The organism is Klebsiella sp. BIGb0407 (assembly GCF_024807845.1).
GTDB lineage: Bacteria > Pseudomonadota > Gammaproteobacteria > Enterobacterales > Enterobacteriaceae > JGM124.
Genome location: NZ_JANUEQ010000002.1, coordinates 339,664 through 365,577, shown reverse-complemented (window position 1 = coordinate 365,577; position 25,914 = coordinate 339,664). Strand labels below are relative to the sequence as shown.

The following is a 25,914-nucleotide window of genomic DNA, read 5'->3' as shown; positions in this document are numbered from 1 at the left end:
TCTCGAATACCAAGAAATTATTTATATTAAGGTATCATTTTGACACTAAAAACCCATCCTATTAGGTAATGGATTTTGATTCAACCAGCACTCCGGGCTGAACTTTTCGCCTGCAGTCAACGCGAACCATTCTTGCTATATAACATAAAGGTATAAGTAAATTATTTTTTGACATTTGCAGAATAAATCTTTATCACATAGCGTAAAGCTATCTCAAGAAAAGTTAGAAACATGTTCGAACTAATATATTTTGTAACAAATAAAATATTTCTCCGTATGATGTTTGCTCACTGAAATATCCTGAGAGACGGTCATTTTATTGCCTGTCGACCTATTGAGCCAGGTTCTTAATAATGATAAAGCATACAATCTAAAATAATATTTTTTTACAGGGTATAAAAATGCAAAAAAAAGCTCTTCCATTATTTTTGCTGACGGCGCTATCTCTGGGTAGCTTTGCTGCAACACCACCGAATACCTTAGTTGTCGCTCAGGGATTAGATGATATCGTTAGCCTCGATCCTGCTGAAGCCAACGAACTGTCCAGCATTCAGACGTTACCGAGCCTTTACCAGCGCCTGGTACAGGCCGATCGTGAACATCCAGAAAAAGTTACCCCTGTTCTGGCAGAAAGCTGGCAGGGCGATGCTGCGAATAAAAAACTGATTATTAAACTGCGCCCGGATGCCAAATTCTCTTCCGGTAATCCAGTACGCCCGGAAGATGTGATTTTCTCTTATAACCGTGCCGTGACGCTCAACAAATCGCCTGCTTTTATTCTGAACGTACTGGGCTGGCAGCCAGAAAACATTGCAAACCAGCTGAAAAAGGTCGATGACCATACCCTGGAATTACACTGGACGGCTGACGTCAGCCCGGATGTGGCATTGAATATCCTTTCTACGCCGATTGCTTCTATCGTCGATGAAAAAGCCGTCGCGCCGAATGTGAAAGCAGGTGATTTTGGTAATGAATGGCTGAAAATGCATTCTGCGGGCAGTGGCCCGTTCAAAATGCGTGTTTATCAGCCACATCAGGCTATCGTGCTTGATGCTAACCCGACAACATTGGGTGATAAGCCAAAAATAAATAATATTATTATTAAAAATGTCCCCGATCCGGCGACACGCCGTCTGCTTATCCAGCAAGGCGATGCGGATATTGCCCGTGATTTGGGGGCCGATCAGACCAGCGCTCTGGAAGGCAAGCCTGGCATTGAAGTGCTCAGCATTCCTTCTGCTGAACAGAATTACTTAGTGTTTAACACCGGTAATAACGCTAATCCGCTGCTGAAAAATCCTGCACTGTGGGAAGCGGCTCGCTACCTGGTGGATTACGAAGGGATCACCAAAGATTTGCTGAAAGGCCAGTATTTTATCCATCAAAGCTTCCTGCCGATTGGTTTCGCGGGTGCTCTGGATAACAATCCATTCAAATTCGACCCGGAAAAAGCGAAAGAGATCCTCGCTAAAGCAGGGATTAAAGATGCGCACTTCACGCTGGATGTAGAAAACAAACAGCCGTTTATCACTCTCGCTCAGTCTATGCAGGCGAGCTTTGCTCAAGGTGGCGTGAAAATCGACTTGCTACCGGCGGCTGGCAGCCAGGTCTATGCGCGCGTTCGGGCTAAACAGCATCAGGCTGCCATTCGTATGTGGATCCCGGACTATTTCGATGCCCACTCAAATGCCAGTACTTTTGCATTTAACGATGGAAAATCCAGTACTGTCGCAGGTCTGAATAGCTGGCAAATTCCTGAGCTGAGTAAACAAACACTGGCCGCAGTAGCCGAAGCTGACCCTGCCAAACGTCTGGATCTCTACAAGGCAATTCAGCTGGAATTACAGCGTAACTCCCCGTATGTATTTATTGATCAGGGTAAAACGCAGATTGTGGTACGGGACAATGTGAAGGGTTACCAGCAGGGACTGAATGCGGATATGGTTTATTATGATAAAGTAAGCAAGTAACTTATCTTGTTTACAGTAAGGCGGGTTCACCCGCCTTTACTCTGTGGTGGATGGCATGATTGCTTATCCACCTTGCTCGTTTTTTAATACAGAGTCATACATGTCTTTCATTACCTCCACTCTGCATCATCTGCGGCGTCCGCTACTCACTCTGGTCACGGGTTTATTTACCCTCGCGCTTACGCTTATCGGTCTGCTGATTATCACCTTTTCTCTTTCCGCTTTTTCGCCCGTTGATCCTGTATTGCAAATCGTCGGCGATCATGCAAGCCAGGCAACCTATGACCAGGTTCACCAGCAACTGGGCTTAGATAAGCCGCTACCAATGCAGTTCTGGCATTACCTGACTCAGCTTGCACAAGGTGATTTAGGTACTGCCAGCGCAACCGGTCAGCCAGTTTTACATGATTTATTCGCGGTCTTCCCGGCGACACTTGAGCTTGCCACGCTGGCACTGATTATTGGTAGTGTACTGGGTATTACTTTTGGCGTGCTGTGCGCGCGTTTTGTCGGATCCCCCTGGGATCTCGCGGTGCGTACATTCACCCTGCTGGGTAATTCAGTGCCTATTTTTTGGCTCGGCTTGCTGATGCTGGCCTTGTTTTACGCACATCTGCAGTGGAGCGCGGGCCCCGGGCGACTGGATGATATTTACCAGTATACGGTGGAATCTAAAACCGGTTTTGTACTGATTGATACTTGGTTGTCCGGCGATCGCGGCGCTTTTTTAAATGCGATTAATCATCTGATGCTGCCCATGCTGTTGCTGGCCTACTACTCGCTGGCCAGCATCACCCGACTGACGCGTACCGCCTGCCTTAGCGAAATGAACAAAGAGTACATTACTCTGGCACGTGCTAAAGGTGCGGGAGATATGGCGATTCTGGTTCGCCATGTACTGCCTAATATTCGTGGCACATTATTCACAGTGATCGCCCTGTCATATACTTCGATGCTCGAAGGTGCCGTGCTCACTGAAACCGTATTCTCCTGGCCGGGTATCGGGCGCTATTTAACAACCGCGCTGTTTGCAGCGGACACGACGGCGATTATGGGGGGGACGCTGCTGATTGGCGTGTCATTTGTCATTATCAATAATTTAACTGACATACTGGTGCGAATCACCGATCCGAGGGTGCGCTAATGCCGTCTTATCTCTTTTTCCGCCGCCTGCTGCGTTCACCTGCCGCAGTATGTGGTCTGGTGATTATTGCCCTGCTAATACTGGTTGCCCTCTTTGCGCCACTACTCGCGCCATTTGATCCCAACTGGCAGGATGCCGCTGCACGCCTGCAAGCACCGAATTCACAGCACTGGCTTGGCACCGACAGTTACGGACGTGACTTGCTCTCACGCTTAATCTATGGCTCACGTCCGGCTCTTGGCCTGGTACTACTGGTGACGGTGATAACGCTCCCGACGGGGCTGCTTATCGGCATACTTTCCGGTTATTACGGTGGCTGGATAGAGCGGGTATTAATGCGTTTTACCGATATCGTGATGTCTATGCCTCGATTGATTCTGGCATTCGCTTTTGTGGCCATGCTGGGGCCTGGATTGGTGAATGGCGCACTGGCACTGGCGTTAACAACCTGGCCTGCCTATGCACGTCAGGCCCGCAGTGAAATTCAGCGTCTGCGGCATAGTGACTATCTTGCCGCCGCAGAGATGTCGGGTATTCGCGGCCGACGTTTATTAGTGGGCCATATTCTTCCGCTCTGCCTGCCTTCATCGATTGTGCGACTGGCTCTCGATCTTGCGGGGATTATTCTGGCTGCCGCCGGGCTTGGTTTCCTCGGTCTTGGTGCCAGACCGCCGATGGCGGAATGGGGGGCGATGATTGCTGACGGTATGCAGGTCATCTTTGATCAGTGGTGGATTGCGGCCATTCCAGGTGCGGCTATTTTGATCAGTAGTCTGGCATTTAATTTACTGGGTGATGGACTACGTGACGTGCTGGAGCCGAGTAATGACTGAGTCTCGCATTATTGTTTCCGATTTGAATATTGATTATCCCGGCGCGCGCGTCGTGGATAATCTCTCTTTTACGCTGGGCAATGAACGTCTGGCGCTGGTGGGCGAGTCGGGATCGGGTAAATCGATGACGGCCCGGTCGCTGATGGGGCTGGTGCGTAAACCGGGCAAGGTCAGTGCCGGTCAGCTTAATGTTTTGGGCCACGATCTCCTGGCGATGAAAACGCGCAACTGGCAGCAGATCCGCGGCAATGAAATCGCTATGGTGTTGCAGGATCCTCGTTACGCGCTCAACCCGGTAAAAAACGTCGCTCAACAGGTTGACGAGGCCTTATCTTTGCATCAAAAACTCTCCTCGAGCCAGCGGCGCGAGCGGATCCGGGAAGTGATCAATGCGGTCGGGTTACAGGACAATGTTCTGCCACGCTACCCGGCAGAACTCTCTGGCGGTATGGGACAACGGGTGATGATTGCCATCGCACTGGCAAATAATCCCAAAGTGTTGATTGCCGATGAACCCACTTCTGCGCTGGATGCGCGTCTGCGTAACCAAATTCTTGAGCTGCTGGTGGAACAATGCGAGCAACGTCAGATGGCCATGCTTTTGATAAGCCATGATCTCCCCCTGGTAGCAGAACACTGCCACCGCGTGCTGGTCATGTATCAGGGGCAAAAAGTTGATGAAATGCCCGCAGCATCATTGCCTGAGGCTACCCATCCGTATACCCGCACGCTCTGGACTTGCCGCCCGAATGCCGAAACCTACGGTACGATGTTACCCACGCTTGATCGTACCCAGAACCTGAAAGGAGAGTCGAATGGCAATCGTTGAGGTCAGTAATCTCTGCGTACAATTTTCAGCCAAGGGCCAGGTCAAAACGGCGGTGAGTGCGGCGAGTTTTACCATTAATGAAGGTGAAACATTCAGTTTAATCGGTGCCTCAGGCTGCGGAAAATCAACCATTATGCGCGTACTCGCGGGGTTGCAGCGGGAATGGCGTGGCGAAGTAAAACTGTTTGATGACGCGATTAAACCAGGCATGCGTTTTCAGGGAGAACTCAGGCGTAACGTACAGATGGTGTTTCAGGATCCCTATGCTTCGCTACACCCTAATCACACGCTTTACCGTACGCTTTCAGAGCCATTGGTGATTCACAAGGAAAGGGATATTCCCGCGCGCGTAGAAGAGGCACTGATTCAGGTTGGTTTACCTGCTGATGCCGCAGAGCGCTATCCTCATCAGCTTTCCGGTGGACAGCGACAGCGTGTGGCTATTGCCCGGGCCCTGCTGCTGCGGCCAAAAATTCTGCTGCTGGATGAGCCCACCTCTGCGCTGGATATGTCGGTCCAGGCTGAAATTCTTAACCTGCTGAATCGGCTAAAACAGCAGTCGGGTATGACCTACCTGCTGGTCAGTCATGATGCCGATGTGATAGCGCATATGTCCGACCGTGCGGCCTATATGGCGGGTGGAATTATCCAGCATGAATACGATCGCGCAGCTTTGCTAAGGGGCGAGCATCGGGTGGATGCGGCTTAATTTATTAAAAGAGAATTCTCTCTTCATTTAATGTACGTATCAGCTTATCTGCTACGATTAACTTGAAGTACTTCCGCCATCATTTTGATGAGCAAAGAAAAAATAGCGGCAGCAAGCCATTTAAAGAGGTGACTATGAGTCAATTATTTAGCACAGCACGTATTGGTGAACTGACGCTGGAAAACCGCATAGTGATTGCCCCGATGTGCCAGTACTCGGCAGAGCAGGGGAAAGCCACGAGCTGGCACCGTATTCATCTGGGGGCTCTGGCTCTTTCGGGCGCGGGGTTATTGATTCTGGAAGCGACGGCAGTTGAACCCATTGGTCGTATCTCACCGGATGACTTAGGTTTATGGGATGACGAGACTGAAGCGGCGTTACAGCAAGTCGTCAATGATATCCGTACCTGGTCACCGATACGCCTCGGCATTCAGTTAGGGCATGCGGGGCGTAAAGCCTCCAGCCGTGCACCCTGGAAAGGAGGCCGTCAGTTGCCTGAAGCTCAGGGAGGCTGGCAAACGGTCGCGCCATCCGCCATTGCTTTTGCTGAACATGATGTATTACCTGTGGCATTAGAAGATGCTGATTTAGCGCGAATTAAGCAGGCGTTTGTTGACAGTGCACTACGCGCCGTTCGCTTGGGTATTGAACTGATCGAGATACATGCTGCGCATGGTTATCTGTTGCATCAATTCTTATCGCCACTCAGTAATCAGCGACAAGATCAGTACGGCGGGTCGCTGGAAAATCGCATGCGTTTTCCGCTGGAAGTATTTGCCGCTGTGCGCAAAGCTGTACCCTCTAATATTCCGGTAGGCGTACGTTTGTCTGCGATCGACTGGGTAGACGGCGGCTGGGATGTTTTACAGTCAGTGGCATTCAGCCAGCAGTTGGAGCTACTGGGATGCGACTATTTGCACGTTTCCAGCGGAGGGCTCTCAGCCGCGCAGACTATCACAGTGGAGCCGGGCTATCAGTTACCTTTTGCTCGTGAAATCCGTGAGAAGGTGAGGATCCCGGTCATTGGAGTCGGTCTGATTACTGAACCTGAACAGGCTGAAGCCGTTATTGCCCAGAAAGACGCTGACTTTGTTGCCTTGGGTCGTGTGATGCTCTACAACCCGCACTGGCCGTGGCAGGCCGCAGCGGCACTTAATGCCCAGGTTCAGGCCCCGCCACAGTATTTACGTTCCGAACCCCATGGTTTAAAAGGAACGCTGGTCTATCAGGCCAAATAATCGCTGTAATAGGGAATTAAATAAAAAAGGGGAGCCATGTATAACATGCTCCCCTTATCTTTTAGCTCATTTCAGGATAATGGCTATTCACACTGCGCTTTATGGTTACGGTGATTAACGGCACCATATTCTTGTAAAATTTTGACAGTCTCAGTATTCCCTTTACTACAAGCAAAAGAGAAGGCACTTTGGTTGTAAGCAGGATGATTTTTATCTTTTTCCGTGGTGACTAAATCTGTTTTTGCCCCATGATCCAGTAAATATTTAACGATATCGACGCGGTTATTACTTGCTGCGACAATCAATATTGTCTCACCCTGGGTATCATTACTCTGGTTATTTAAATCAACTTTATCTTTAAGTTTGTTATACAAAGTATCAAAAACAACCACATTTTTACCCAACCCTGCGGATTTAAGCGCATTGCTGACATCGGCTTTATCTGTAGCCATTAAGTCAGCATTATTCGCTATCAGGTAGTCGACTACCTCGGGATATCCGATAAATGCAGCCCAGCCTAACGCAGTTTGTCCGAGGCTGGCGTTGTCTTTAGCTTCAATATTTTGCCCACTTTCTACCATGTTTTTTATTGTCGCCAGGTCACCTTGTTTGACAGCATCAAACCATTTTGCATCCGGCCCTTCTGAAGGCTTGGTATAAAAAATTCGATGGCTTAGTTTGTCAGGGTTGGCAATATCAACCATTTCAGAGTAATCCATTTTAAACTGCTTATAACCATCAGGATTATTTGCATTTAATTCTGCCGCCTGTACTGAAAAGGCGAAAGAGGTGAAAATAAAAGGTAATATCATAATCTTAGCTAATTTTTTCATGATATAAATTATCCTGTAGGGATTAAAATTATGTATCTAATATATAGCTAAAAGTTATAAAAAGATAATCAAATAAACTGAATGATATCGTTAATCTATTTCAGCTACATCTGTATTTATTGATAATAAATCATAGAATTATAAATACTGTCTGTTTATGTAATTTATATTAAATAATATCTATTAATGATCTTATCTTTTTTTACTCATACTTTAATAGGCGACGAAAAATTATTCATACAGTCAGATAAACGGATATAACTCTGTATTTTCATAGGTATAGCCAAATACTGAAATAATAATGTCACCGTTTCGTCATTTAAAATCGCTACAGTGCCGCACAAAATTTCCTTATCCATAAGAAAATAAAGGCATAACACACATGGCATTCCCCACTAAAGCACTGTTAGCGACAACAATTGCTTCATTGATACCCCTGAGTGTCTCTGCGGCCGAGCCCCAACCCACCTCAGCGATTGATGTTTTGTCTGGTTATAATAAATTCTGGACTGCGGGTTCCTCATGGGATAACGGTGTCCCGACAACACTTGGCGAAACTGTCCTTCGTCAGAATGTCCAGACGGTGATTGATATCGCTCGCGTGCGCACTCAGGCACAAGAAATTTCGGCTTTTGAGTTTGATGCTCAGGATGCTAATTATGCTGTTATTGCAGGCCTTGGACCCTTAGCCAGTATTTTGAAAGCAGAAACCGGTGCTTTCACCACGGTTGAGGGGATCCCGGACCGTGCATACAGCAGTCGAGTGAGTGATGAAGGAAACGGTCTGGGATCAGCGGCCAGCGGATTAGGCAAAGTCGTCGACCTGGTGGGGGCTGTGCGTTACCCGGCATCCACCACTCCGGCTAAAAATAAATACAACTACCCGCGTCCTTTCCGCCAGACTCTGGATGGTGAAGATCTTAGCTGGGTACTGCAAAAATCTCTGGTCGCCCGAGTGCCCGCCACCGGAAACGGTGATGGTGGTTTTCCTAGCGGACATACTAACGCGGCTTATCTCTCCGCTTTCGGTCTTGCCTATGCAATCCCACAGCAATATTCAGATCTTATCCTGCGTGCGGGTGAAATTGGCTACAGCCGTGTCGTCACCGGTATTCACTCGCCGCTGGATGTGATTGGCGGCAGAATGCATGCCACTTATTACGCGATTCAGGATCTTCTTGCGAATCCTGCGTTGCGTGCGGAAGCTTATAATCAGGCGCAGAGCTTCTTCGCAGAGCAATGCGGAGGCACTGTCTCTGGATGCTATACCAGCGGTATCAACGCAGAGGCAGCCTACGGGCAGTATCAGATTGATAAAGCGCTCTACGCCAAATACACCTTCGAAGATACCTTTACCCCGATTGGTGATACCACGGCAGCCGTGGTTGTCCCGGAAAATGCCGAAGTCCTGATCGAAACACGTTATTCCTACCTTACCGCAGAACAGTTGCGCGACGTTCTGGCGACAACCTCGAATGCCTCAGGTGGCGTAATGGATAACGGCATGGGATACGATCGTTTGAATCTGTTCAAGGCAGCCAATGGCTACGGCGCATTCAATAGCGATATTACTGTCGTGATGAACGCTGCGGAGGGTGGTCTTTCTGCTGCTGATTTATGGCTCAACGACATCAGCGGGGCGGGTTCATTCACCAAGTCAGGCAGCGGGTCGTTAACACTCGCAGGACGTAATAGCTGGAGTGGCGGTACCCTTGTGTCGGGCGGAACTCTGGTGGGCACTAATGGCCGGGCTTTCGGTACCGGCGCTATCGTCAATAACGCGACGCTGGCTCTTGATATCAATGCTGACGATACGCTTGAAAATACGCTTTCAGGTCACGGAACGTTACGTAAAGACGGATTCGCTAAACTGATCTATACCGGGAATGGATCTTCGTTTACCGGTACCACGCAGGTGGCAAGTGGCGTTTTGTCGGTTAATGGTTCTCTGGGTGGTTCAATGTTTGTCGCCGATGGCGCTACCGTTTCAGGCAGCGGTACCGTCGGTAATCTGACCGTCGCCAATGGCAGTACGCTGGCGCCGGGTAACTCGATTGGCACCCTGACGGTGAACGGAGATCTGACGCTAACCAATGGCGCCATTTATGAAGTTGAAGTTGACCCTGAGACGAATAAGAGTGATTTGGTTGCCGTGACCGGAACCGCCACATTGGGTGATGCTTCAGTGTTACATGTCGGCCAGAATGGTGACTATCGCATAGCTTCAACCTATACCATTTTAACCGCAGACCAGGGGATCTCTGGCACCTTCGGAGCCGTAACCAGTCGTTATGCTTTCCTCGATGCTAATCTGGGTTACACCGCAAATGCCGTCACAATGCAACTTGCACGCAATGACATCACATTTGCTCAAGTCGCGACCACCGCTAACCAGGCTGCTACCGCAACAGCCGTTGAGTCTTTAGGGTCGGGAAATGCGGTGTATAACGCAGTAGCCATGCTGGATAGAGGCGCACCACAATATGCGTTTGATGCGTTATCGGGTGAAGGTTATGCCTCTCTGGCAGGAGCCATGACTCGCGGTGCTTTGACCGTCAGCGATACGGTTACAGAGCAGGTACGCACCACGCAGGATAACAACGTCTGGCTCAGTGCCTACGGTGGTCGCCATGATGCCGATGGTGCTAAGGGTTCTGCCGATAGTGAATATCGCAGTCATGGTTTCTTGCTTGGTTTTAACGGTACGGTATCTGACAGCATGATGCTGGGTATCTTCGCCGGTGCAGATAAGGGCGATTTTGACGTTAATGATCGTCGTTTCTCCGCAGATGTCGACAATTATCAGTTGGGCGCTTACGCAAATTACACCTATAACCAGTTAGGACTGACCCTGGGGACAGTAGGCAGCTGGGGGGATATCAGCGCGAAGCGTGATGTCACAGTCGGTTCTCTGAATGAGAAATTAACAGCAGATATGGATACCCGGACTCTCCAGGTCTTTGGTGAAGGACGCATGACGTTTGCAACTGACGTGGTGAATATTGAGCCTTTTGCCGGACTTGCGCATATCGCCAGTAAGATCGACGGCTTCAGTGAAACGGGCGGAGCTGCTGCACTGGGCGGTGATGCGATTAAAATGAATACCACTTTCTCTACCCTGGGTGTACGTCTGGAACGTAGCTTCGGTACCGAGGGTAGCGCATGGACTGTCAATAGTAGCGTCGGCTGGCGTCATGCTTTTGGTGATGTCGACCCAGAGGCACGTTTGCACTTTATTAGCGCGGACAGCTTTAATGTGGCAGGAACGCCGCTGGCAGAAAACAGCGCACGCGTTGAAGCGGGAATTGGCAAAAAGCTAACCGATAATGCGAACCTGTCATTATCCTATGGCGGTCAGTTCGGTGGCGGTGTTACCGACAACGGCGCTCATCTGAGACTCAATATTGGTTTCTAAGCGACTCTGTAAAGTATGACGCGCAGGCGGTAGAAATAATTCTATCGCCTGTACTTAAGAAATGAATATCTGTTAATTTTTTTTCAAAGAACGAATCATCGATAATTTTGCTGTATTAAGATGATTACGCAGCTCTTGCATGGCTAACGGTTCATTATGATTAATAATGGCATTTAAAATTATCATATGTTCTTCGATAGCAAGAATGTTTCTCTCGCGCAAATCTTTGTTATCCCATTGATAATGGAAATGAAAAATTATTGTGACAAGATCAAGTGCCTGCTCAACAAATCGGTTATCTGCTGCTGAAAGCAACAGATGATGAAATTTACGATCAAGTTCAGAAAATGCACGATAATTATTGATAACGCTGTCTCTTAATTGTTTATGCTGAAACAGTAATTCTTTTGCCTGTACCCATCGGTTATCTTCTGGGGGAAGCTTCATAAAATAAGAAAGCGAAAACGTCTCTAATAATTCACGGAGTTCAAAAAGTTCTTCAGCATATTTTTGCTCGAAAATTTTTAAATGCCACACGCCGCGATGTTGATTTTCAATTAGATTATAGCGTGAAAATTTCAACAAAAACTCTCTGACAACCGTAGGATGTACATGAGCATATTTTGCCAGTTGCAGTTCGGTGAAGTTGCTTCCAGGCTTCAGAATATGTTGTTGAATCATTCTATAGAAAATAGATTCAAATTCGTCACTGTTTTTTTCTGTAGGGCCGACAAGAATATCTAAAAAGTCATCCTCACTGGGTTCTCTGATTATTTTAGGGTTATTATCAGAATCTTCCAGTATCCCTTTCTCTACCAGATACTCTAAAACGTGGCGAACAGTAGTACGGCTAATATTATACATATCTGCCAGTGCAGATTGCGAGGGTAATGGCGACCGTAAATACTGCTGCTGAATCGCGTCCAGAAACTGATTGATCACCTTCGCGCGTAAATTTTTTGATCTTGCCATTGTTGTATCCTATTGCTCACAGCATATTAATATCATTTATTATAATAATGTTATAGCCTGAATGCTGACGTTAGCACGATGTCAGCTTATCTGCCATCTAAAACAGGACTGCTTTATAAGAAAAAATTAAATCTTAGTTTGAAGTGATATAATCATTTCTTGAGGTGAGTAGGGTGCTGTTAGTTTAATTATTGTTTTCAGGGATTGGCTTTAAATAGTCGGAATATTGATGAGGCATCTATTACTAATGCTGAGTATTAAAAATATAATGCTCAGCAAATAGTATTGCAGCTAAGGTTAAATGTCATATCGTAGGTACATACATATTATGTACGTACCGATTATTGATGAAATTATTTATAGAGAAACTGTGTTATTATTGTGTATCAATGATCGGTTTTTTAACCAGGAAAATATAAGAAACAGCGCCTAATAAAGTGACGCAGCCACATATAATCAAGGCTAAATTGAATGAGTTCGTTTTATCTAAAATAAAACCGGTGACGATAGGTGCAAAAGAGGCGCAGATGAAACTGGCGAAGTTCTGGATACTACCGACAGAAGCCGTCATCCTGGATGCAACAGCAACGTGAATAATTCCCCAGGCAGAGGTCCCTGCAAAGTGAATAAAGAACAGAGCCATACCAATTAATAATACCGCAGAGAGCGAGGTTTCCGCCTGTGGAACAATAAAGGTAAACATTGCGGAACAGACCATACCAATAACGATACTGACTTTACGGCTTCTTAACGGTGAAACACCCTTTCTGACTATCCAGTCAGTGACATAGCCGTTTAATAACATGCCGACAGCACCGAACATGAAAGGGATTGCCGCCATCATACCCGTGCTTTTCAGATCAAGATTATAAGCAGATTGCAGATACCCGGGCAGCCATGCCAGATAAAGCCACGCGGTGTAGTTGATACCGCTAAAACCGAGCATCATGCCCCACATGGTACGGTTCTTAAATAAACCCCGCCATTCGGCAAAACTTAATGGATTACGCTTCGCGCTGACAGTGCCAGCATTAAGATAAGATTGCTCATCTTCCGTAAGCATAATGTCTTCACGGTTGCGATACAGCATATACCAACCGATTGCGAGGAAAATGCCCATTACCCCGATGGTAATAAACATGCCACGCCAGCCAATAACCAGCATCATTGCAGCAAGAATAGGGGGGCTTATTGCAACTCCAACCGTTGATGCGGCATTAAAAAAGCCCATCGGACGACCACGTTCTTTAATATTGAACCAGTCATTGATGACTTTGACACCGCAAGGGTTCATAGGAGCTTCACCAACCCCCATCCCGATACGCACTAAAACAAACTGCGTAAAGGTATGAACCATGCCGGACATCGCCTGGAAGAGTGACCAGAAGAACATGCCGATACCCAACATCAAACGCGGTCCTTTCCTGTCAAGCAAAGGGCCACAGGGTAATTGAGCGATACCATAAGCAAGGGAAAATACAGATAATAGAATACCTATTTCGGTTGCACTTAAGCCAAGCTCTTCACGTATGGTTAAGTTCGCAACGGAAAGGGAACTTCTGTCAAGATAGTTAATAACTGCGGCAAGGAATAATAAAACCATCGCCGTTATTTGTATTTTTTTTAAGCGCTGACTTTTCGCTGGTAACGCTTGTTTAGCCTCGTTAGTTTCATTGGTCTTAGTTTTATTTTTAACATTGCCGTCTTGGGTAAGGGTACTGTCAATACTATCCACATCAAACTCCTTCTCATCCAGTATCATTGAGAGAAAATATCAACTTAATGTATTTAAGTCATGATGAAACGGTAAATGAATCCATATTTAAAGAATTGAATGAAATCATTTGATAGCGAGGATAATGAGAAAAAAAAATTATCTTCCATCGATTTGATTGAATCGTGCGTCGGTTAATGATTTCTTGTTTTTTATCGGTACATTAATAAAAAATCATTGTATATTAGTAAGATATTTTTAAAATCACATTTTGTACGGATTTATGAGCGCTGAGTCACAGATGTCGGGATTGTTTACCTGTTTTTTTTATTTTTGGCTGAAATTACTCCTCAAGAAATAAGCGAGTTTGCTAAGTGTTAATCCACTTATGTATCGCTGAAATTAGGAATTGTATGAGATGGTTTTTATATGATCGGATTTTGAGTCAATTCTCTATTGAGAGGTACTGCTGATATTTAATTTTCTGACTTTTAATTATGTGAAGACCATTTCTGCTATCAGTCAGTTATTTAATTTCCCTTCCTCAAAAGGAAAGTATTATGTCGATGAACAATACGCTAGTTTGCCCTGAACCTAAAAAACTTGTCTGGGAAAAAAGAATTTCACATCCACCGGTAAAAAATGAAGCAAAGATAAAAATTAAAGTTGTGGGTATTTGTGGAACGGATATTCATGCCTGGGGAGGGAATCAACCTTTCTTTAGTTATCCAAGAGTTCTTGGCCATGAAATCTGTGGTGAAATAGTTGAGTTAGGCAGTGAGTCTGGGACATTTAAAGTGGGTCAGCAAGTATCGGTTATCCCTTATGTTGCCTGCCAGACATGCCCTTCATGCCTGAGTGGTAAAACAAACTGCTGCGAAAATATCTCCGTTATTGGCGTTCACCAGGATGGGGGATTCGCAGAGTTTTTAAATGTCCCTTTTAGTAATCTACTGCCTGTTGAAGGTATTGCCCCGGAGGCCGCTGCGCTGATTGAACCCTTTGCAATTAGTGCCCATGCGGTAAGGCGCGCAGCTCTGCAACCTGGAGAAGCTGTGCTGGTTGTTGGAGCCGGTCCGATTGGTCTCGGTGTTGCCGCGATTGCACATGCCGATGGCGCTCATGTTGTAGTAGCCGATACCAGTTCTGTAAGACGACAGCATGTTGAAAACAATATTTCGCTGGCAACCGTCGATCCTTCTGCTGAGAATTTTGAAGCCAGTCTGAGAGCGCAGTTTGATGGCGCGCTTCCGCTTAAAGTGATTGATGCGACAGGAAATCAGCACGCAATGAATAATGCGGTGAACCTGATCCGTCACGGCGGAACCATTGTCTTTGTGGGCTTATTTAAAGGTAATCTGAGTATCTCTGACCCTGATTTCCATAAGAAAGAAACCACCATGATGGGGAGCCGAAATGCGACTCCGGAAGACTTCCAAAAAGTGGGCCGGCTGATGGCGGAAAACAAGCTGAATGCTGAAATGATGCTGACTCATCATTATGAATTCACAACCCTTGCTGAGCAGTATGAAGATTCCGTCATTAATAATCGCGATCTTATCAAAGGCGTCATTCACTTCTAAGGGAAGATTCTATAATGAAAATATTAAATCGTGAAAACTTCCCAGGAAATGCCTGGCCAACACGCATCATCCAGTTTGGTGAAGGCAATTTTTTAAGAGCTTTTGTCGACTGGTCTGTTGATATTCTCAATGAGAATACACAGTTTAATGCCGGAATAACTGTCGTTCGTCCGATTAATACTGATTTTCCGCCATCATTAAATACTCAGAATGGCCTATACACCACTATCATTCGTGGACTGGATGATAATGGCGAAAAAGTGAGTGATTTTCGCGTTATTCGCAGCGTAAATAATGAAATTAATCCCTATCAGTCATTTGAATCATTTCTGGCATTAGCCCGTGCGCCACATATCCGCTTTGTTTTTTCTAATACAACAGAAGCGGGTATCAATTATCACGAAGGGGATCGCGTGGATGATGCGCCTCCGGTGAGTTATCCAGCGAAGCTGACCCGCCTACTGTTAGAACGATTCAATACCTTTAATGGTGAGACTGATAAAGGCTGGGTGATTATCCCTTGCGAGCTTATTGACTATAACGGCGAGGCATTAAAAAAATTAGTGTTACGTTATGCCAAAGAATGGGCGCTATCCTCTGAATTTATTTCATGGATAGAGAGTGATAATACATTCTGCTCGACTCTGGTTGATCGCATTGTACCTGGATACCCTAAAGAAGAAGTTAAAGCATTACAGGAAACACTCGGCTATCAAGATAGTTTCCTGGATACGGCGGAATATTTTTATTTATTTGTTATTCAGGGACCGGACTGGCTGGCAAAAGAGCTATATCTCGATAAACATCCAATGAATATCCATATTGTCCCGGATATTAAACCCTATAAAGAGCGTAAGGTCGCTATCCTAAACGGCGCCCATACGGCAATGGTTCCGGTAGCATGGCTATCCGGACTCGATACCGTAGGCGAGGCAATGTGTGATGAGGATGTCCGACAGTTTATTGAGAAATTGATCGGCGATGACATTATTCCCGTTTTAGACTTACCGGAATCAGAGCTTCGTGAATTTGCCAGCGCAGTGACAGGAAGATTTCAGAATCCTTATATCAAACACCAGCTACTCTCTATCGCTTTGAATGGCATGACGAAATTTAAAACGCGGCTGTTGCCTCAATTGCTGGCGGGTTTAGAGAAAGGACACCTTTCTGAGCGACTCAGTTTTGCCTTAGCCGCATTACTGGTATTTTATCGTGGCAAAAGAGAGGAACAATCGTATCCATTACAGGATGATGACATTTGGCTGGCCTATTTCTCTCAAACCTGGCCTTTGGTTGGGAAAGATATTTCTACCCATCAATTTGTTAACCAGGTTCTCGCCAATGAGAAGCACTGGGATATAAATCTCAGTCAATATTCTAATCTGGTCGATAAGGTATCAACTCAGGTTGATGAGATTCTGGCGCAAGGCATGAGAAAAGCGATTCAACCTTTACTCTAAATCATTAATACGGGCTTTCAGATAATCAAAAATGTGCATCGTTTATTAAAATGATGCACATATTATTCACCAGGTTATTTTCGAGCGACTCGTTTAATCTTTCAGCGCTTCTTCAACATATAAATAACCGATCCCCATCACCTGCTGTGTTCGTGTTAACCGCCCGAAGCCTATTTGTGTGGCGTTGGTTTCAAGCGCATCGCCGTGATCGAAAGGGTTAAAACCAATCTGTCGGTTGATGGTTGCCAGCCAGCTATCGCCAAAGCCACAGCTTCGACCATAGAAAAATATCTGATTAATATTCAGTATATTAAGAAAATTATACAGACTCAGGCCGATAGTGTTTGCTGCATTATTCACCCAGTGGCGAACATTTTCATCTCCTTCGTGCCAGGCGTTAATCAGCTGTGTTGCGGTCAGTGAATCAAGATTTAATTTTGGTGAATCAGGCTGAGATTTTAGCCAGATGCGAGCCTGTTTTTTTAGTGCGGTCAGTGAGGCTACGGTTTCCAGGCAACCGTAGCGCCCGCAAGCACAGGCTATACCGTCCGGATCCACAATCGTGTGGCCGATCTGTCCGCTTCCGTACAGGCTGCCACGGTAAATTTGTCCGCCGATAACAAACGATGAACCAATTCCATAATCCACATTGATAACGCAAAAATCCTGGCGGCTGGCAGGATTCTGCCACTTTTCAGCCAGAGCCAGCATCACGCAGTCGTTATCGATTCGCACCGTCACGCCCAGCTTTTCTTCCAGCAGATATTTGATTTCTATCGGTTCACGCCAGGGAGCCTGCGGCATGGTTTGCGAGACGCCTGCTATCGGGTCTACCTGCCCGTGAATGGCGAGCGCCAGATGAATGATTTTTTTAGGCCACTTCTTTCGCAGTTTTTGCCATATGGACTCAATCGCTGCCAGCAGTTCTTTAGGCGTAGTGGCGTTAACCTGTATCCGTTCAAACTCTCCGAGTGCCGAAAGCTGCGCGTCACAAAGCTGGCTCTCTATGCTGGTCGGCGTGACGCTCATGCAGAGAATGAAATCTCCGTTTGGGGGGATTTGATAGCTGCCGCTGTTCATCCCCCGGAGGCTCAGATTTTCGGTTGAATGAAGCAACTTTTCATCTTCCACCAGCTCATCAAGAATTTTGCTTACCGCAGGAATAGATAAACCGGTGTGCTGAGCAAACTGAGATTTGCTTAGCCGCTTGTGTCTCCATATCAGCGTCATCATCAGCTGTCGATTGAGATAACGCACTCGCTGATTATTTAATCCTGATGCTTTCATTCACTAAACTCCGTTAACTGTATTGCGTGAGCCTTAAACGATTTAAGCCTGAATAAGTTCTCTACACTGCAAACATAGCGTATTTCACTGTGTTTTGTTTACTGGAGAAGCGAAATGTACGGAACCGTCAATGTCTGGCAAGAAACCCTGACCTTGCCCACCTGGACCACCGGCGCAGAAGATCCCAATCCGATGTTTCTGGAAAATCGCGTTTATCAGGGATCGTCCGGATCGGTTTATCCCTATGGCGTGATTGATACCCTGACCGGCAAACGTGAGATGCGCGACTATCAGGGAATCTGGATAGAGAATGATTTTATTCGTGTATTACTTTTGCCTGAGCTGGGGGGAAGAATTCATCGCGCCTACGATAAAGTGATGGAGCGTGACTTTGTTTACTACAACGAAGTTGTGAAGCCTGCGCTGGTGGGACTTGTCGGGCCGTGGATCTCCGGGGGCATTGAATTTAACTGGCCTCAGCACCACCGTCCAACCACTTTTATGCCCGTTGACGTTACGTTTCAGAAAAGCGAAAACGGCGCACAAACGGTTTGGCTTGGCGAAGTAGAGCCGATGCGTGGCCTGCAAGTGATGACGGGTTTTACGTTGTACCCGGATAAAGCACTAATTGAAATTACGGGCAAAGTCTTTAACGGTAACGCCACGCCTCGTCACTTTTTGTGGTGGGCTAACCCAGCAGTGAAAGGGGGCGACGACCACCAGAGCGTCTTCCCGCCCGATGTCACCGCCGTCTTCGATCACGGTAAACGCGATGTTTCGGCGTTCCCTATAGCCCAGGGGACCTATTACAAGGTGGACTATTCCGCGGGAGTCGACATTTCCCGTTATAAAAATATTCCGGTACCGACATCCTATATGGCGGATAAATCGGAATATGACTTTGTTGGCGCTTATCATCATGGCGAGCAGGGCGGTCTTCTGCATATTGCCGATCATCATGTTTCCCCGGGTAAGAAACAATGGACATGGGGAAACTGCGACTTTGGCCAGGCCTGGGATCGCAACCTGACGGATAATAACGGCCCGTACATTGAACTGATGACGGGCGTATTTACCGATAACCAGCCCGATTTCACCTGGCTTGCACCTTACGAAGAAAAAGTCTTTGTTCAGAATTTCCTTCCTTATAGCCAGCTTGGTACGTTGCAGAATGCGAATACTCAGGCGGCTATCAAGCTTGAGCGTCATAACGATGAGCTGAATCTTGGTGTGTATGCGATAGCGCCGTTGCCTGGGGTCACTCTTAATATTGAGGCTGAAGGCCAAACGCTCTGGCAAACAGCATTGAACTTACAGCCAGCGACAGCGTGGATGGAAGCCGTGCAGGACTGCTGGCCGCAAAGACTGACGCTTAATCTTTGCGATGCTCAGGGGAATATTATTCTGAGCTATCGCGAACATGTTACCGAAGAATTACCTTTGCCACAGGCTGCCAGCGTTCCGGCCAAACCGCAGGATCTCGATAACTGCGATGAACTTTATTTCATCGGGCAGCATCTTGAACAATATCTGCATGCAAGCCGCTCCGCTTTTGACTACTACCAGCGCGCACTGGAACTGGATCCGCTGGATTACCGCTGCAACGTGGCATTGGGGACGCTGGAATTTAACCGCGGAAACTGGCTCGCAGCTGAACAGCATGCGAACGGAGCACTTAAGCGTGCACATCGCCTGAATAAAAACCCGCAGAATGGGGATGCCAGCATGCTACGTGCGGCAGCCAAAGAGCGGCAGGGCGATGTTCAAGGGGCATTTGATGATTACTTTAAAGCGAGCTGGAGCGGCAACTGTCGCGACGCGGCCTTTTATTCCCTCGCTCGGCTGGCATTTCGTAAAGGCGATTTCACTCAGGCGCTAACCTTTGTCTCGCAAAGCCTGAAGTTTAACGCCAGCAATAACCTGGCGATGGGTTTAAAAGCACTGGCACTGCATCAAACAGGCGCTTCTGAAGCCGCGTTAACCTGGATCAAAGAGCAGCTTGAGATTTACCCTCTAAGCTATGCGCTCCACTATGCGCGCTGGGCTATCACCCAAAGTACTGCGGATAAAACAGAACTTCGCCGGATAACCGGACAGCGTGGCGTGAACAGCAGCATGTTAGCCGGGTGGTTAATCAGCCTGGGTGCTGAGCCGGCGGCAAAAGATCTCCTGTCGCTGCTGCAATCCCGGGAAGCGATCCCCTTGCTCTGGCAGGCTGCGCTTGAAAGCGATAGCCAGGAGAAACAGCGCTATTTGGACCTGGCCCAAAAGCACTTTGCAGATAAAGTCCGCTTCCCCAATACGCTGGATGAAATACAGATGTTACAGCGTTTGCCTGAGGAGGGTTATGCCCAGTACCTGTTGGGTTGCTTCTGGTACAGCAAGCGTCGTTATAGCGAAGCGCTGGCCTGCTGGCAGTTTACCGCACGGCAATTACCAGAGTTTGCTCCAGTGCAGAGGGTATTAGGCATTCACGCCTGGAATAAGCAACGAGATGCGAAACTTGCTGAGCAATATCTGCAACGGGCAGTAGAGTTAGAGCCTGATAATGCCCGCTTCCTGTTTGAACTCGATTATCTGAAAAAGCTTACCGGCTGTTCGACAAAACAACGTCTGGCAGATCTTACAGGCCGACGTGAAGTCGCGCTTAAACGAGACGATCTTACCGCTGAGTTACTGAGCCTGTGGAATATCCACGGGGAAACTCAGGCAGCAGCGCAAGTGCTGGCAGAACGTAAATTCCATCCGTGGGAAGGTGGGGAAGGCAAAGTCACCGGTCAGTATCTGATTAATCTACAAAGGCGTGCGCTGGATTATATCAGTGAGCAGCAGTTCGGGCTTGCGGAGGAGTTATTACAGCAGGCGCTGAGTTACCCGGAAAACCTCGGTGAGGGACGTCTTGTGGGTCAAAGCGATAACGACCTCTGGTATCTGCTTGGCTGGTGTGCTGACCAGCAAAATCAAAGCGAACGAGCGGATCGGCTCTTTACTCAGGCACTTAAGGGCGGATCTTCTCTTGCGACCGGGCGCTACTACAACGATCAGCCCGTCGATTATCTGTTCTATCAGACCATGGCGCTGGTGCGATTAGGCCGGAAGGAAGAGGCATTGCAGCAGTTCCGTAGCTTTATTGCCTGGGCTGATGAACATGCCACCGACAGTGTCGAACCCGATTTCTTTGCCGTCTCGCTGCCTGACTTAGTCGCACTTGATGCGAAATTACAGGCGGCGCATCAACAGCATTGTCTGTTCGTCAAAGCCCTCGGACACCTGGGTCTTGGTGAAGAAGATAAGTTTGAAACTGTACTCAGTACCCTGCTTGAACAAAACCCGGCCCATGACAAAGCCCACCTGCTGCAACTGGCAAGGCTGCGAGGTGTATTTGCCTGAGCGCTGAAATAATAATAAAACGGCGGGCAGTCATCAGCTTTGTGCTCCCGCCCCCTATGTATCTCTACAAGAGCAATAATAGAGGATAGACAATGAATACTGTGCAAACTCAGTTACGCATGGGCTACGTCTGGATGATTTGCCTGGTGGCTGCCTGCGGTGGATTACTGTTCGGTTATGACTGGGTCGTAATTGGCGGGGCCAAACCCTTTTACGAAGCTTACTTTTCTATTACCGACCCCGCTCAGTCCGGCTGGGCGATGAGCTCAGCCCTGGTCGGTTGTATCTTTGGTGCGTTACTTTCAGGCTGGTGTGCCGATAAATTTGGTCGAAAAATTCCGCTGATAATCGCCGCATTGTTATTTGCCCTTTCGGCCTGGGGAACAGCCGTTGCCGATAATTTTGATGTGTTTGTGGCATATCGCATTGTGGGTGGCGTAGCTATTGGCCTCGCATCGGCATTAAGCCCTTTATATATCGCCGAGATTAGCCCCGCAGCCCAGCGTGGACGCTTTGTGGCAGTAAACCAACTGACTATTGTTATTGGCGTTCTGGCGGCGCAGCTGATTAACCTGATGATTGCCGAGCCGGTTGCCAGTAATGCGACGCTACAGGAAATCAGTGCCAGCTGGAATGGACAGGAGGGCTGGCGCTGGATGTTCGGATCCGGCATTGTCCCTGCACTAGCGTTTCTAATTCTGATGTTTTTTGTCCCTGAATCACCACGCTGGTTAGCGCGCGTAGGCAAAAATGAACGTGCTCACCAGATGCTCAAACGTATTGGTAACCAGCAGTACGCTGACCAGACTTTGCATGAGATCCAGCAAACACTCAGCAAAGACACGCAAAAGGTTTCCTGGAACGCACTATTCCAGCCAAAAGTCAGACCCATTATTGTGATTGGTGTGGTACTGGCGGTATTCCAGCAGTGGTGCGGGATTAACGTTATCTTTAACTATGCCCAAGAAATTTTTGCCTCCGCTGGCTTTGATATCAACAGTACGCTGAAATCGATTGTCGCGACCGGGCTCATTAATCTGGTGTTCACCATTGCAGCACTGCCGCTGGTGGATAAAATCGGACGCCGTAAGCTGATGCTGTTTGGCGCTGCGGGATTAACCATCATTTATGCTCTGATCGGTCTGGCATATGGTCTGGGTGTTATGGGGCTGCCAGTACTCCTCCTGGTACTGACGGCGATTGCCATTTATGCGCTCACGCTTGCACCTGTCACCTGGGTACTGTTATCTGAAATCTTCCCGAATCGTGTTCGTGGTCTGGCAATATCTTTATGTACCCTGGCTCTGTGGGTCGCTTGCTTCCTCCTGACCTATACCTTCCCACTGCTGAATGCGAGTCTGGGGGCGGCGGGTAGCTTCCTGCTTTATGGCGTAATTTGTGCTGCCGGTTTCATCTATGTTCGTCGTTATGTACCTGAAACGAAAGGCGTGAGTCTGGAAGCATTAGAGGCTCGCCTGGCCGGATTACAGGATACCCCTGTAAAAGCACCTGTCGAAAGAACCCTGTAATAATGGAAAGTATCGTTCTTGAAAATGACTTTCTACGCGTCAACGTCGCCCCGCAGGGGGCGGCAATCCTCAGCCTCGACTCGCTGGAATATCAGCAGCCGATTTTACTCGCGGGTGATAAAGCCCTTTTTCCCATGCTACCGCTGGCTAATCGGGTGGCAGGTAATTGTTTTTCATTAAATGGAGAAGAAATCACTTTGCCGCAAAGCGCAGCAGATGCTGATTTCTTTTTACATGGCGATGGCTGGCTGAAAACCTGGCAGGTAGCAGAACACAGCGCAGAGAGAGTGGTGCTGAGTCTTTGCAGCCAGTATGAGTGCGGATTTGATTACCAGGCAAAACTCACTTACCGGTTAGTAGAAAAGCGTTTTATCGCTGAGCTGGCGTTGGTTCATTGCGGCAGTAAATCGATGGTTTATGGACTGGGGTTTCATCCTTACTTTCGGCTACAGCCAGATACCCAGGTACAGTTTTTGTCCACTGGATTCTGGCCTGAAGGTGAACAACACTTACCTCTGGCATGGCAGAGTGGTACCACCCCGCAGACCGATTTCACGACTGGTAGAATTCCGGAGAATGCGTGGCTAAACGTTGGCTATTCCGGGTGGAGCGGCAGGGCGCTTATTAACAGTGGGGCCATGCGGGTCGTGCTTGACTGTGCCACGCCGTATCTGATGGTATTCCGTATGCCGGATAAACCTTTCATCTGCCTGGAGCCGCAAAGCCACCCGGTGAATGCCCATAACCTCAAGGGCCAGCCGGGGCTGATTTTACTGGCGCAGGGGGAGAGAACAAAACTGGAAATGGGTATTACGGTTTGGTGATTCTTTGAGGACAGGAATGACTATTTCAACTAAAAATGTACGGTTTGACGATGCCACTGTATGGGTTGAGTTTAGTGAAGGCAGGGTTATTGCATGCCTCAGAACAAGCACCATCAGCGCGGTTGCAGGTATTATAGTAACTGATTAACTATGGAACATATTAATATCTCCGGTGTGCTTTTTCTACTACGCCCATGATTTTTTCGTTGTCCAGAACGACGAGAAAACTGACTCTGCTTTTGAAATATTTTTCAATATTGTTATAGGGTTCGCTGGCACTACAGAAATGCATATTATTAACGTTTAATTGTTCAATTAGATCATTTATCTTATGAGACTTAAGCTCTATAATCAGTTCATCGTTTTCCGATTGGGACATCAAATATTTAGCCAAGTATTCATTATTTAGAACAGCCTTTATTTCACCTTTAGCATTTATACAAACGGTAAATTTTGTATTGTACTGATGCTATCACTGAGGGCTACTACTGTGAAATCATTATCACATCGCTCGCTTACTAAAATATTTCCATCTCCTTTAGGGGATGGCTTCATACGTAAACACTCGTTGACTGTGGAGTGATGCTTTACCCAAAGGCTGGTTTCAATAGATAACCATGTTAATGTATTCAGTATGTTAACATGCATCTGACTCAAATTCATTCTGTGTATTGGTTCATAATGCGCGATACGATTACGAAAATCGTTAATGTTTTTGACCGTTTTTTCGAAATCTTTTCGAGTCATAGATATATTGGGCAATAAATTCTTCATATTTGTTTGCCATACAAACCGGTCGTACTCTGGCCTAAACAGGTTTGACCAAAAATCAAAAGTTAATGTTGAAATAATATCTTCTTTGTTGGTCTTTTTAGCTCTTCTCATTCCACGATCCAACGCATCCATACTTTCAGCTGACAAACCCGATCTGAAAGAATTATGGGTATACCATTTATCATCGAAATAAATGCTGAATATATCGCTCATCCTGTTGCGAAGGGTGACCTCAAGAATATGTAAAGGATAAAGGAACGATTTTGACAAACGTGCATTATAAAGATACAAACTAAATGCATATTGTTTATTAAACCCAGCATTTTTTAAGTAGGGCGCAAAGCGCGCTTCAGACAGATTTTCAATGATACTGGCATCGTTGCCAGCGTAATCGTAAGGAACTTGACTTTCAGCCATGGGGGGTTAGAATCCTTATCAGAGCAGTTGGCTCGGCCCCTCTGGTGGTAACACTAAGCGCCTCCAACAATCTACTTAGATCCCCGAGACAGACTTAGGTCCCTCTCGGGGTTTCGCTTTTCTGAGATGAGACTTTCTCCGGTCCCACCTTACTGCATAACATTGTAGCAACCTTTCATTATTCCACTCAAGCTAACACCATGAAAATGCTTGAAGTTAGTACTTCATCATGTACTTTTAAATTTTCCTTTAAAGCCGATGAGTAAGCTGTCGAAGACCAGAACATCCATCATCTGAGTAAATCGAAGTCGTCTTATCAATTCCCTTAAAAAAGACTGAATTGACTATCAATAGCAAATCGGCATATCCCAAAATGAGATAATCAGGCCTGTCATGTAAAGGAAGTTTGGGTGCCTGGGCGAGTCTTATCTGAATTTAAAAAGCGGGAGATACTCAAATTCACTTAATGAGTCTTTTACTGATGACTGGAATCGGCAAAATTTTACCCAAACCCCAGAAAGCAAAAAACCAGCCCGTAGGCTGGTTTTTCTGAATAGTGGTGCCCGGACTCGGAATCGAACCAAGGACACGGGGATTTTCAATCCCCTGCTCTACCGACTGAGCTATCCGGGCAACGGGGCGCATTAAACCGTAATCCGTACCTTTCGTCAACGAGATTTAGTGAAAAATGGTGCGTTTGCCTAACTTTACATCAAATTAGCGGTTATTCACCAGTGTGTTGCAAAAATATTGAGCAGGGTGATGATAAAAGCATCAGGCTTCGGATTTATCGCATACTGAAGGCGGTTCATTTATTTTTTTGTTCATAATGGCAGAATAAACTGTCAGTCAGGATGTTGAACAGCAGGGCAGAAGGTGCGATTATTGCGCGAATTTTTCTATCTACCGACTATGAGGGGGCACCTTGATGTTGATTCACTTTTCTTCCCCATCTTTTACTCAGGTGCTCGCCCGAAGTTCAACACTCCGAAG

The 25,914-nt window shown here is 47.0% G+C and carries 17 protein-coding genes and 1 tRNA gene; 12 read left to right on the top strand and 6 right to left on the bottom strand.

Features of this window, described 5'->3' with window-relative positions; translation table 11 throughout:
• Positions 1-401 precede the first annotated feature (401 nt).
• From M2387_RS08855 to M2387_RS08830, 6 genes are all read left to right on the top strand, one after another.
• The gene (locus M2387_RS08855; RefSeq protein ID WP_259048792.1) at positions 402-1,970 is read left to right on the top strand and encodes an ABC transporter substrate-binding protein; all 1,569 of its coding nucleotides are present in this window, start codon (positions 402-404) and stop codon (positions 1,968-1,970) included.
• A 100-nt stretch (positions 1,971-2,070) separates the two neighbouring features.
• Positions 2,071-3,114, top strand: coding sequence for an ABC transporter permease (locus M2387_RS08850; protein ID WP_259048791.1), 1,044 nt, complete (start codon positions 2,071-2,073; stop codon positions 3,112-3,114).
• On the top strand, positions 3,114-3,947 hold the full coding sequence (locus M2387_RS08845; protein WP_259048790.1) for an ABC transporter permease: 834 nt from the start codon (positions 3,114-3,116) through the stop codon (positions 3,945-3,947). The genes M2387_RS08850 and M2387_RS08845 overlap by 1 nt, the downstream gene beginning before the upstream one ends.
• Positions 3,940-4,776, top strand: coding sequence for an ABC transporter ATP-binding protein (locus tag M2387_RS08840; protein WP_259048789.1), 837 nt, complete (start codon positions 3,940-3,942; stop codon positions 4,774-4,776). The genes M2387_RS08845 and M2387_RS08840 overlap by 8 nt, the downstream gene beginning before the upstream one ends.
• Entirely contained in the window at positions 4,763-5,485 is a 723-nt protein-coding gene (locus tag M2387_RS08835) for an ABC transporter ATP-binding protein (RefSeq protein ID WP_259048788.1), read from the top strand. Before M2387_RS08840 ends, M2387_RS08835 begins: the two co-directional genes overlap by 14 nt.
• 134 nt (positions 5,486-5,619) lie before the next feature.
• Positions 5,620-6,723, top strand: a complete 1,104-nt coding sequence (locus M2387_RS08830; protein WP_259048787.1) for an NADH:flavin oxidoreductase/NADH oxidase — start codon at positions 5,620-5,622, stop codon at positions 6,721-6,723.
• A gap of 83 nt (positions 6,724-6,806) precedes the next feature.
• On the opposite strand, the gene M2387_RS08825 is transcribed toward M2387_RS08830, so the two are convergent.
• Positions 6,807-7,556: an ankyrin repeat domain-containing protein gene (locus M2387_RS08825; RefSeq protein WP_259048786.1), complete on the bottom strand. Its 750-nt coding sequence runs from the start codon at positions 7,554-7,556 to the stop codon at positions 6,807-6,809.
• Positions 7,557-7,938: 382 nt separating this feature from the next.
• Between M2387_RS08825 and M2387_RS08820 the strand changes: the two genes are divergently transcribed.
• Complete coding sequence (locus M2387_RS08820) at positions 7,939-10,971, top strand: autotransporter domain-containing protein (RefSeq protein ID WP_259048785.1); 3,033 nt, start codon at positions 7,939-7,941, stop codon at positions 10,969-10,971.
• A 72-nt stretch (positions 10,972-11,043) separates the two neighbouring features.
• Here M2387_RS08820 and M2387_RS08815 read toward each other — a convergent pair whose 3' ends face one another.
• Positions 11,044-11,943, bottom strand: a complete 900-nt coding sequence (locus M2387_RS08815; protein ID WP_259048784.1) for a GntR family transcriptional regulator — start codon at positions 11,941-11,943, stop codon at positions 11,044-11,046.
• Between the two features lie 376 nt (positions 11,944-12,319).
• Positions 12,320-13,678, bottom strand: coding sequence for an MFS transporter (locus M2387_RS08810; protein ID WP_409039645.1), 1,359 nt, complete (start codon positions 13,676-13,678; stop codon positions 12,320-12,322).
• A gap of 539 nt (positions 13,679-14,217) precedes the next feature.
• On the opposite strand from M2387_RS08810, the gene M2387_RS08805 reads away from it, so the two are divergent.
• Both M2387_RS08805 and M2387_RS08800 read left to right on the top strand, forming a co-directional pair.
• Positions 14,218-15,240 (top strand): zinc-binding alcohol dehydrogenase family protein, encoded by a 1,023-nt coding sequence (locus M2387_RS08805; protein ID WP_259048783.1) that lies wholly within the window; start codon positions 14,218-14,220, stop codon positions 15,238-15,240.
• Positions 15,241-15,254: 14 nt separating this feature from the next.
• Positions 15,255-16,700: a tagaturonate reductase gene (locus M2387_RS08800; protein ID WP_259048782.1), complete on the top strand. Its 1,446-nt coding sequence runs from the start codon at positions 15,255-15,257 to the stop codon at positions 16,698-16,700.
• A 93-nt stretch (positions 16,701-16,793) separates the two neighbouring features.
• Here M2387_RS08800 and M2387_RS08795 read toward each other — a convergent pair whose 3' ends face one another.
• Entirely contained in the window at positions 16,794-17,987 is a 1,194-nt protein-coding gene (locus M2387_RS08795; protein ID WP_259048781.1) for an ROK family transcriptional regulator, read from the bottom strand.
• A 114-nt stretch (positions 17,988-18,101) separates the two neighbouring features.
• On the opposite strand from M2387_RS08795, the gene M2387_RS08790 reads away from it, so the two are divergent.
• The 3 genes from M2387_RS08790 to M2387_RS08780 all read left to right on the top strand — a co-directional run bounded on the left by M2387_RS08790 (position 18,102) and on the right by M2387_RS08780 (position 23,730).
• The gene (locus M2387_RS08790; protein WP_259048780.1) at positions 18,102-21,377 is read left to right on the top strand and encodes a DUF5107 domain-containing protein; all 3,276 of its coding nucleotides are present in this window, start codon (positions 18,102-18,104) and stop codon (positions 21,375-21,377) included.
• Between the two features lie 92 nt (positions 21,378-21,469).
• On the top strand, positions 21,470-22,906 hold the full coding sequence (locus M2387_RS08785) for a sugar porter family MFS transporter (RefSeq protein ID WP_259048779.1): 1,437 nt from the start codon (positions 21,470-21,472) through the stop codon (positions 22,904-22,906).
• A 2-nt stretch (positions 22,907-22,908) separates the two neighbouring features.
• Positions 22,909-23,730 (top strand): aldose 1-epimerase, encoded by an 822-nt coding sequence (locus M2387_RS08780; protein ID WP_259048778.1) that lies wholly within the window; start codon positions 22,909-22,911, stop codon positions 23,728-23,730.
• Positions 23,731-24,165: 435 nt separating this feature from the next.
• Here the strand turns inward: M2387_RS08780 and M2387_RS08775 are convergent, their stop codons facing one another.
• Positions 24,166-24,921: an Abi family protein gene (locus tag M2387_RS08775; protein WP_259048777.1), complete on the bottom strand. Its 756-nt coding sequence runs from the start codon at positions 24,919-24,921 to the stop codon at positions 24,166-24,168.
• 557 nt (positions 24,922-25,478) lie between these two features.
• Positions 25,479-25,554, bottom strand: a tRNA-Phe gene (locus tag M2387_RS08770).
• Between the last annotated feature and the right edge of the window lie 360 nt (positions 25,555-25,914).

Excerpts from the sequence above, each read along its gene's own strand:
- M2387_RS08825 (WP_259048786.1), bottom strand. The coding sequence starts at position 7,556 with ATGAAAAAATTAGCTAAGATTATGATATTACCTTTTATTTTCACCTCT.
- M2387_RS08775 (WP_259048777.1), bottom strand. The coding sequence starts at position 24,921 with ATGGCTGAAAGTCAAGTTCCTTACGATTACGCTGGCAACGATGCCAGT.
- M2387_RS08805 (WP_259048783.1), top strand. The coding sequence starts at position 14,218 with ATGTCGATGAACAATACGCTAGTTTGCCCTGAACCTAAAAAACTTGTC.
- M2387_RS08795 (WP_259048781.1), bottom strand. The coding sequence starts at position 17,987 with ATGAAAGCATCAGGATTAAATAATCAGCGAGTGCGTTATCTCAATCGA.
- M2387_RS08800 (WP_259048782.1), top strand. The coding sequence starts at position 15,255 with ATGAAAATATTAAATCGTGAAAACTTCCCAGGAAATGCCTGGCCAACA.
- M2387_RS08850 (WP_259048791.1), top strand. The coding sequence starts at position 2,071 with ATGTCTTTCATTACCTCCACTCTGCATCATCTGCGGCGTCCGCTACTC.
- M2387_RS08840 (WP_259048789.1), top strand. The coding sequence starts at position 3,940 with ATGACTGAGTCTCGCATTATTGTTTCCGATTTGAATATTGATTATCCC.
- M2387_RS08835 (WP_259048788.1), top strand. The coding sequence starts at position 4,763 with ATGGCAATCGTTGAGGTCAGTAATCTCTGCGTACAATTTTCAGCCAAG.
- M2387_RS08780 (WP_259048778.1), top strand. The coding sequence starts at position 22,909 with ATGGAAAGTATCGTTCTTGAAAATGACTTTCTACGCGTCAACGTCGCC.
- M2387_RS08790 (WP_259048780.1), top strand. The coding sequence starts at position 18,102 with ATGTACGGAACCGTCAATGTCTGGCAAGAAACCCTGACCTTGCCCACC.
- M2387_RS08830 (WP_259048787.1), top strand. The coding sequence starts at position 5,620 with ATGAGTCAATTATTTAGCACAGCACGTATTGGTGAACTGACGCTGGAA.
- M2387_RS08785 (WP_259048779.1), top strand. The coding sequence starts at position 21,470 with ATGAATACTGTGCAAACTCAGTTACGCATGGGCTACGTCTGGATGATT.
- M2387_RS08815 (WP_259048784.1), bottom strand. The coding sequence starts at position 11,943 with ATGGCAAGATCAAAAAATTTACGCGCGAAGGTGATCAATCAGTTTCTG.
- M2387_RS08845 (WP_259048790.1), top strand. The coding sequence starts at position 3,114 with ATGCCGTCTTATCTCTTTTTCCGCCGCCTGCTGCGTTCACCTGCCGCA.
- M2387_RS08820 (WP_259048785.1), top strand. The coding sequence starts at position 7,939 with ATGGCATTCCCCACTAAAGCACTGTTAGCGACAACAATTGCTTCATTG.
- M2387_RS08855 (WP_259048792.1), top strand. The coding sequence starts at position 402 with ATGCAAAAAAAAGCTCTTCCATTATTTTTGCTGACGGCGCTATCTCTG.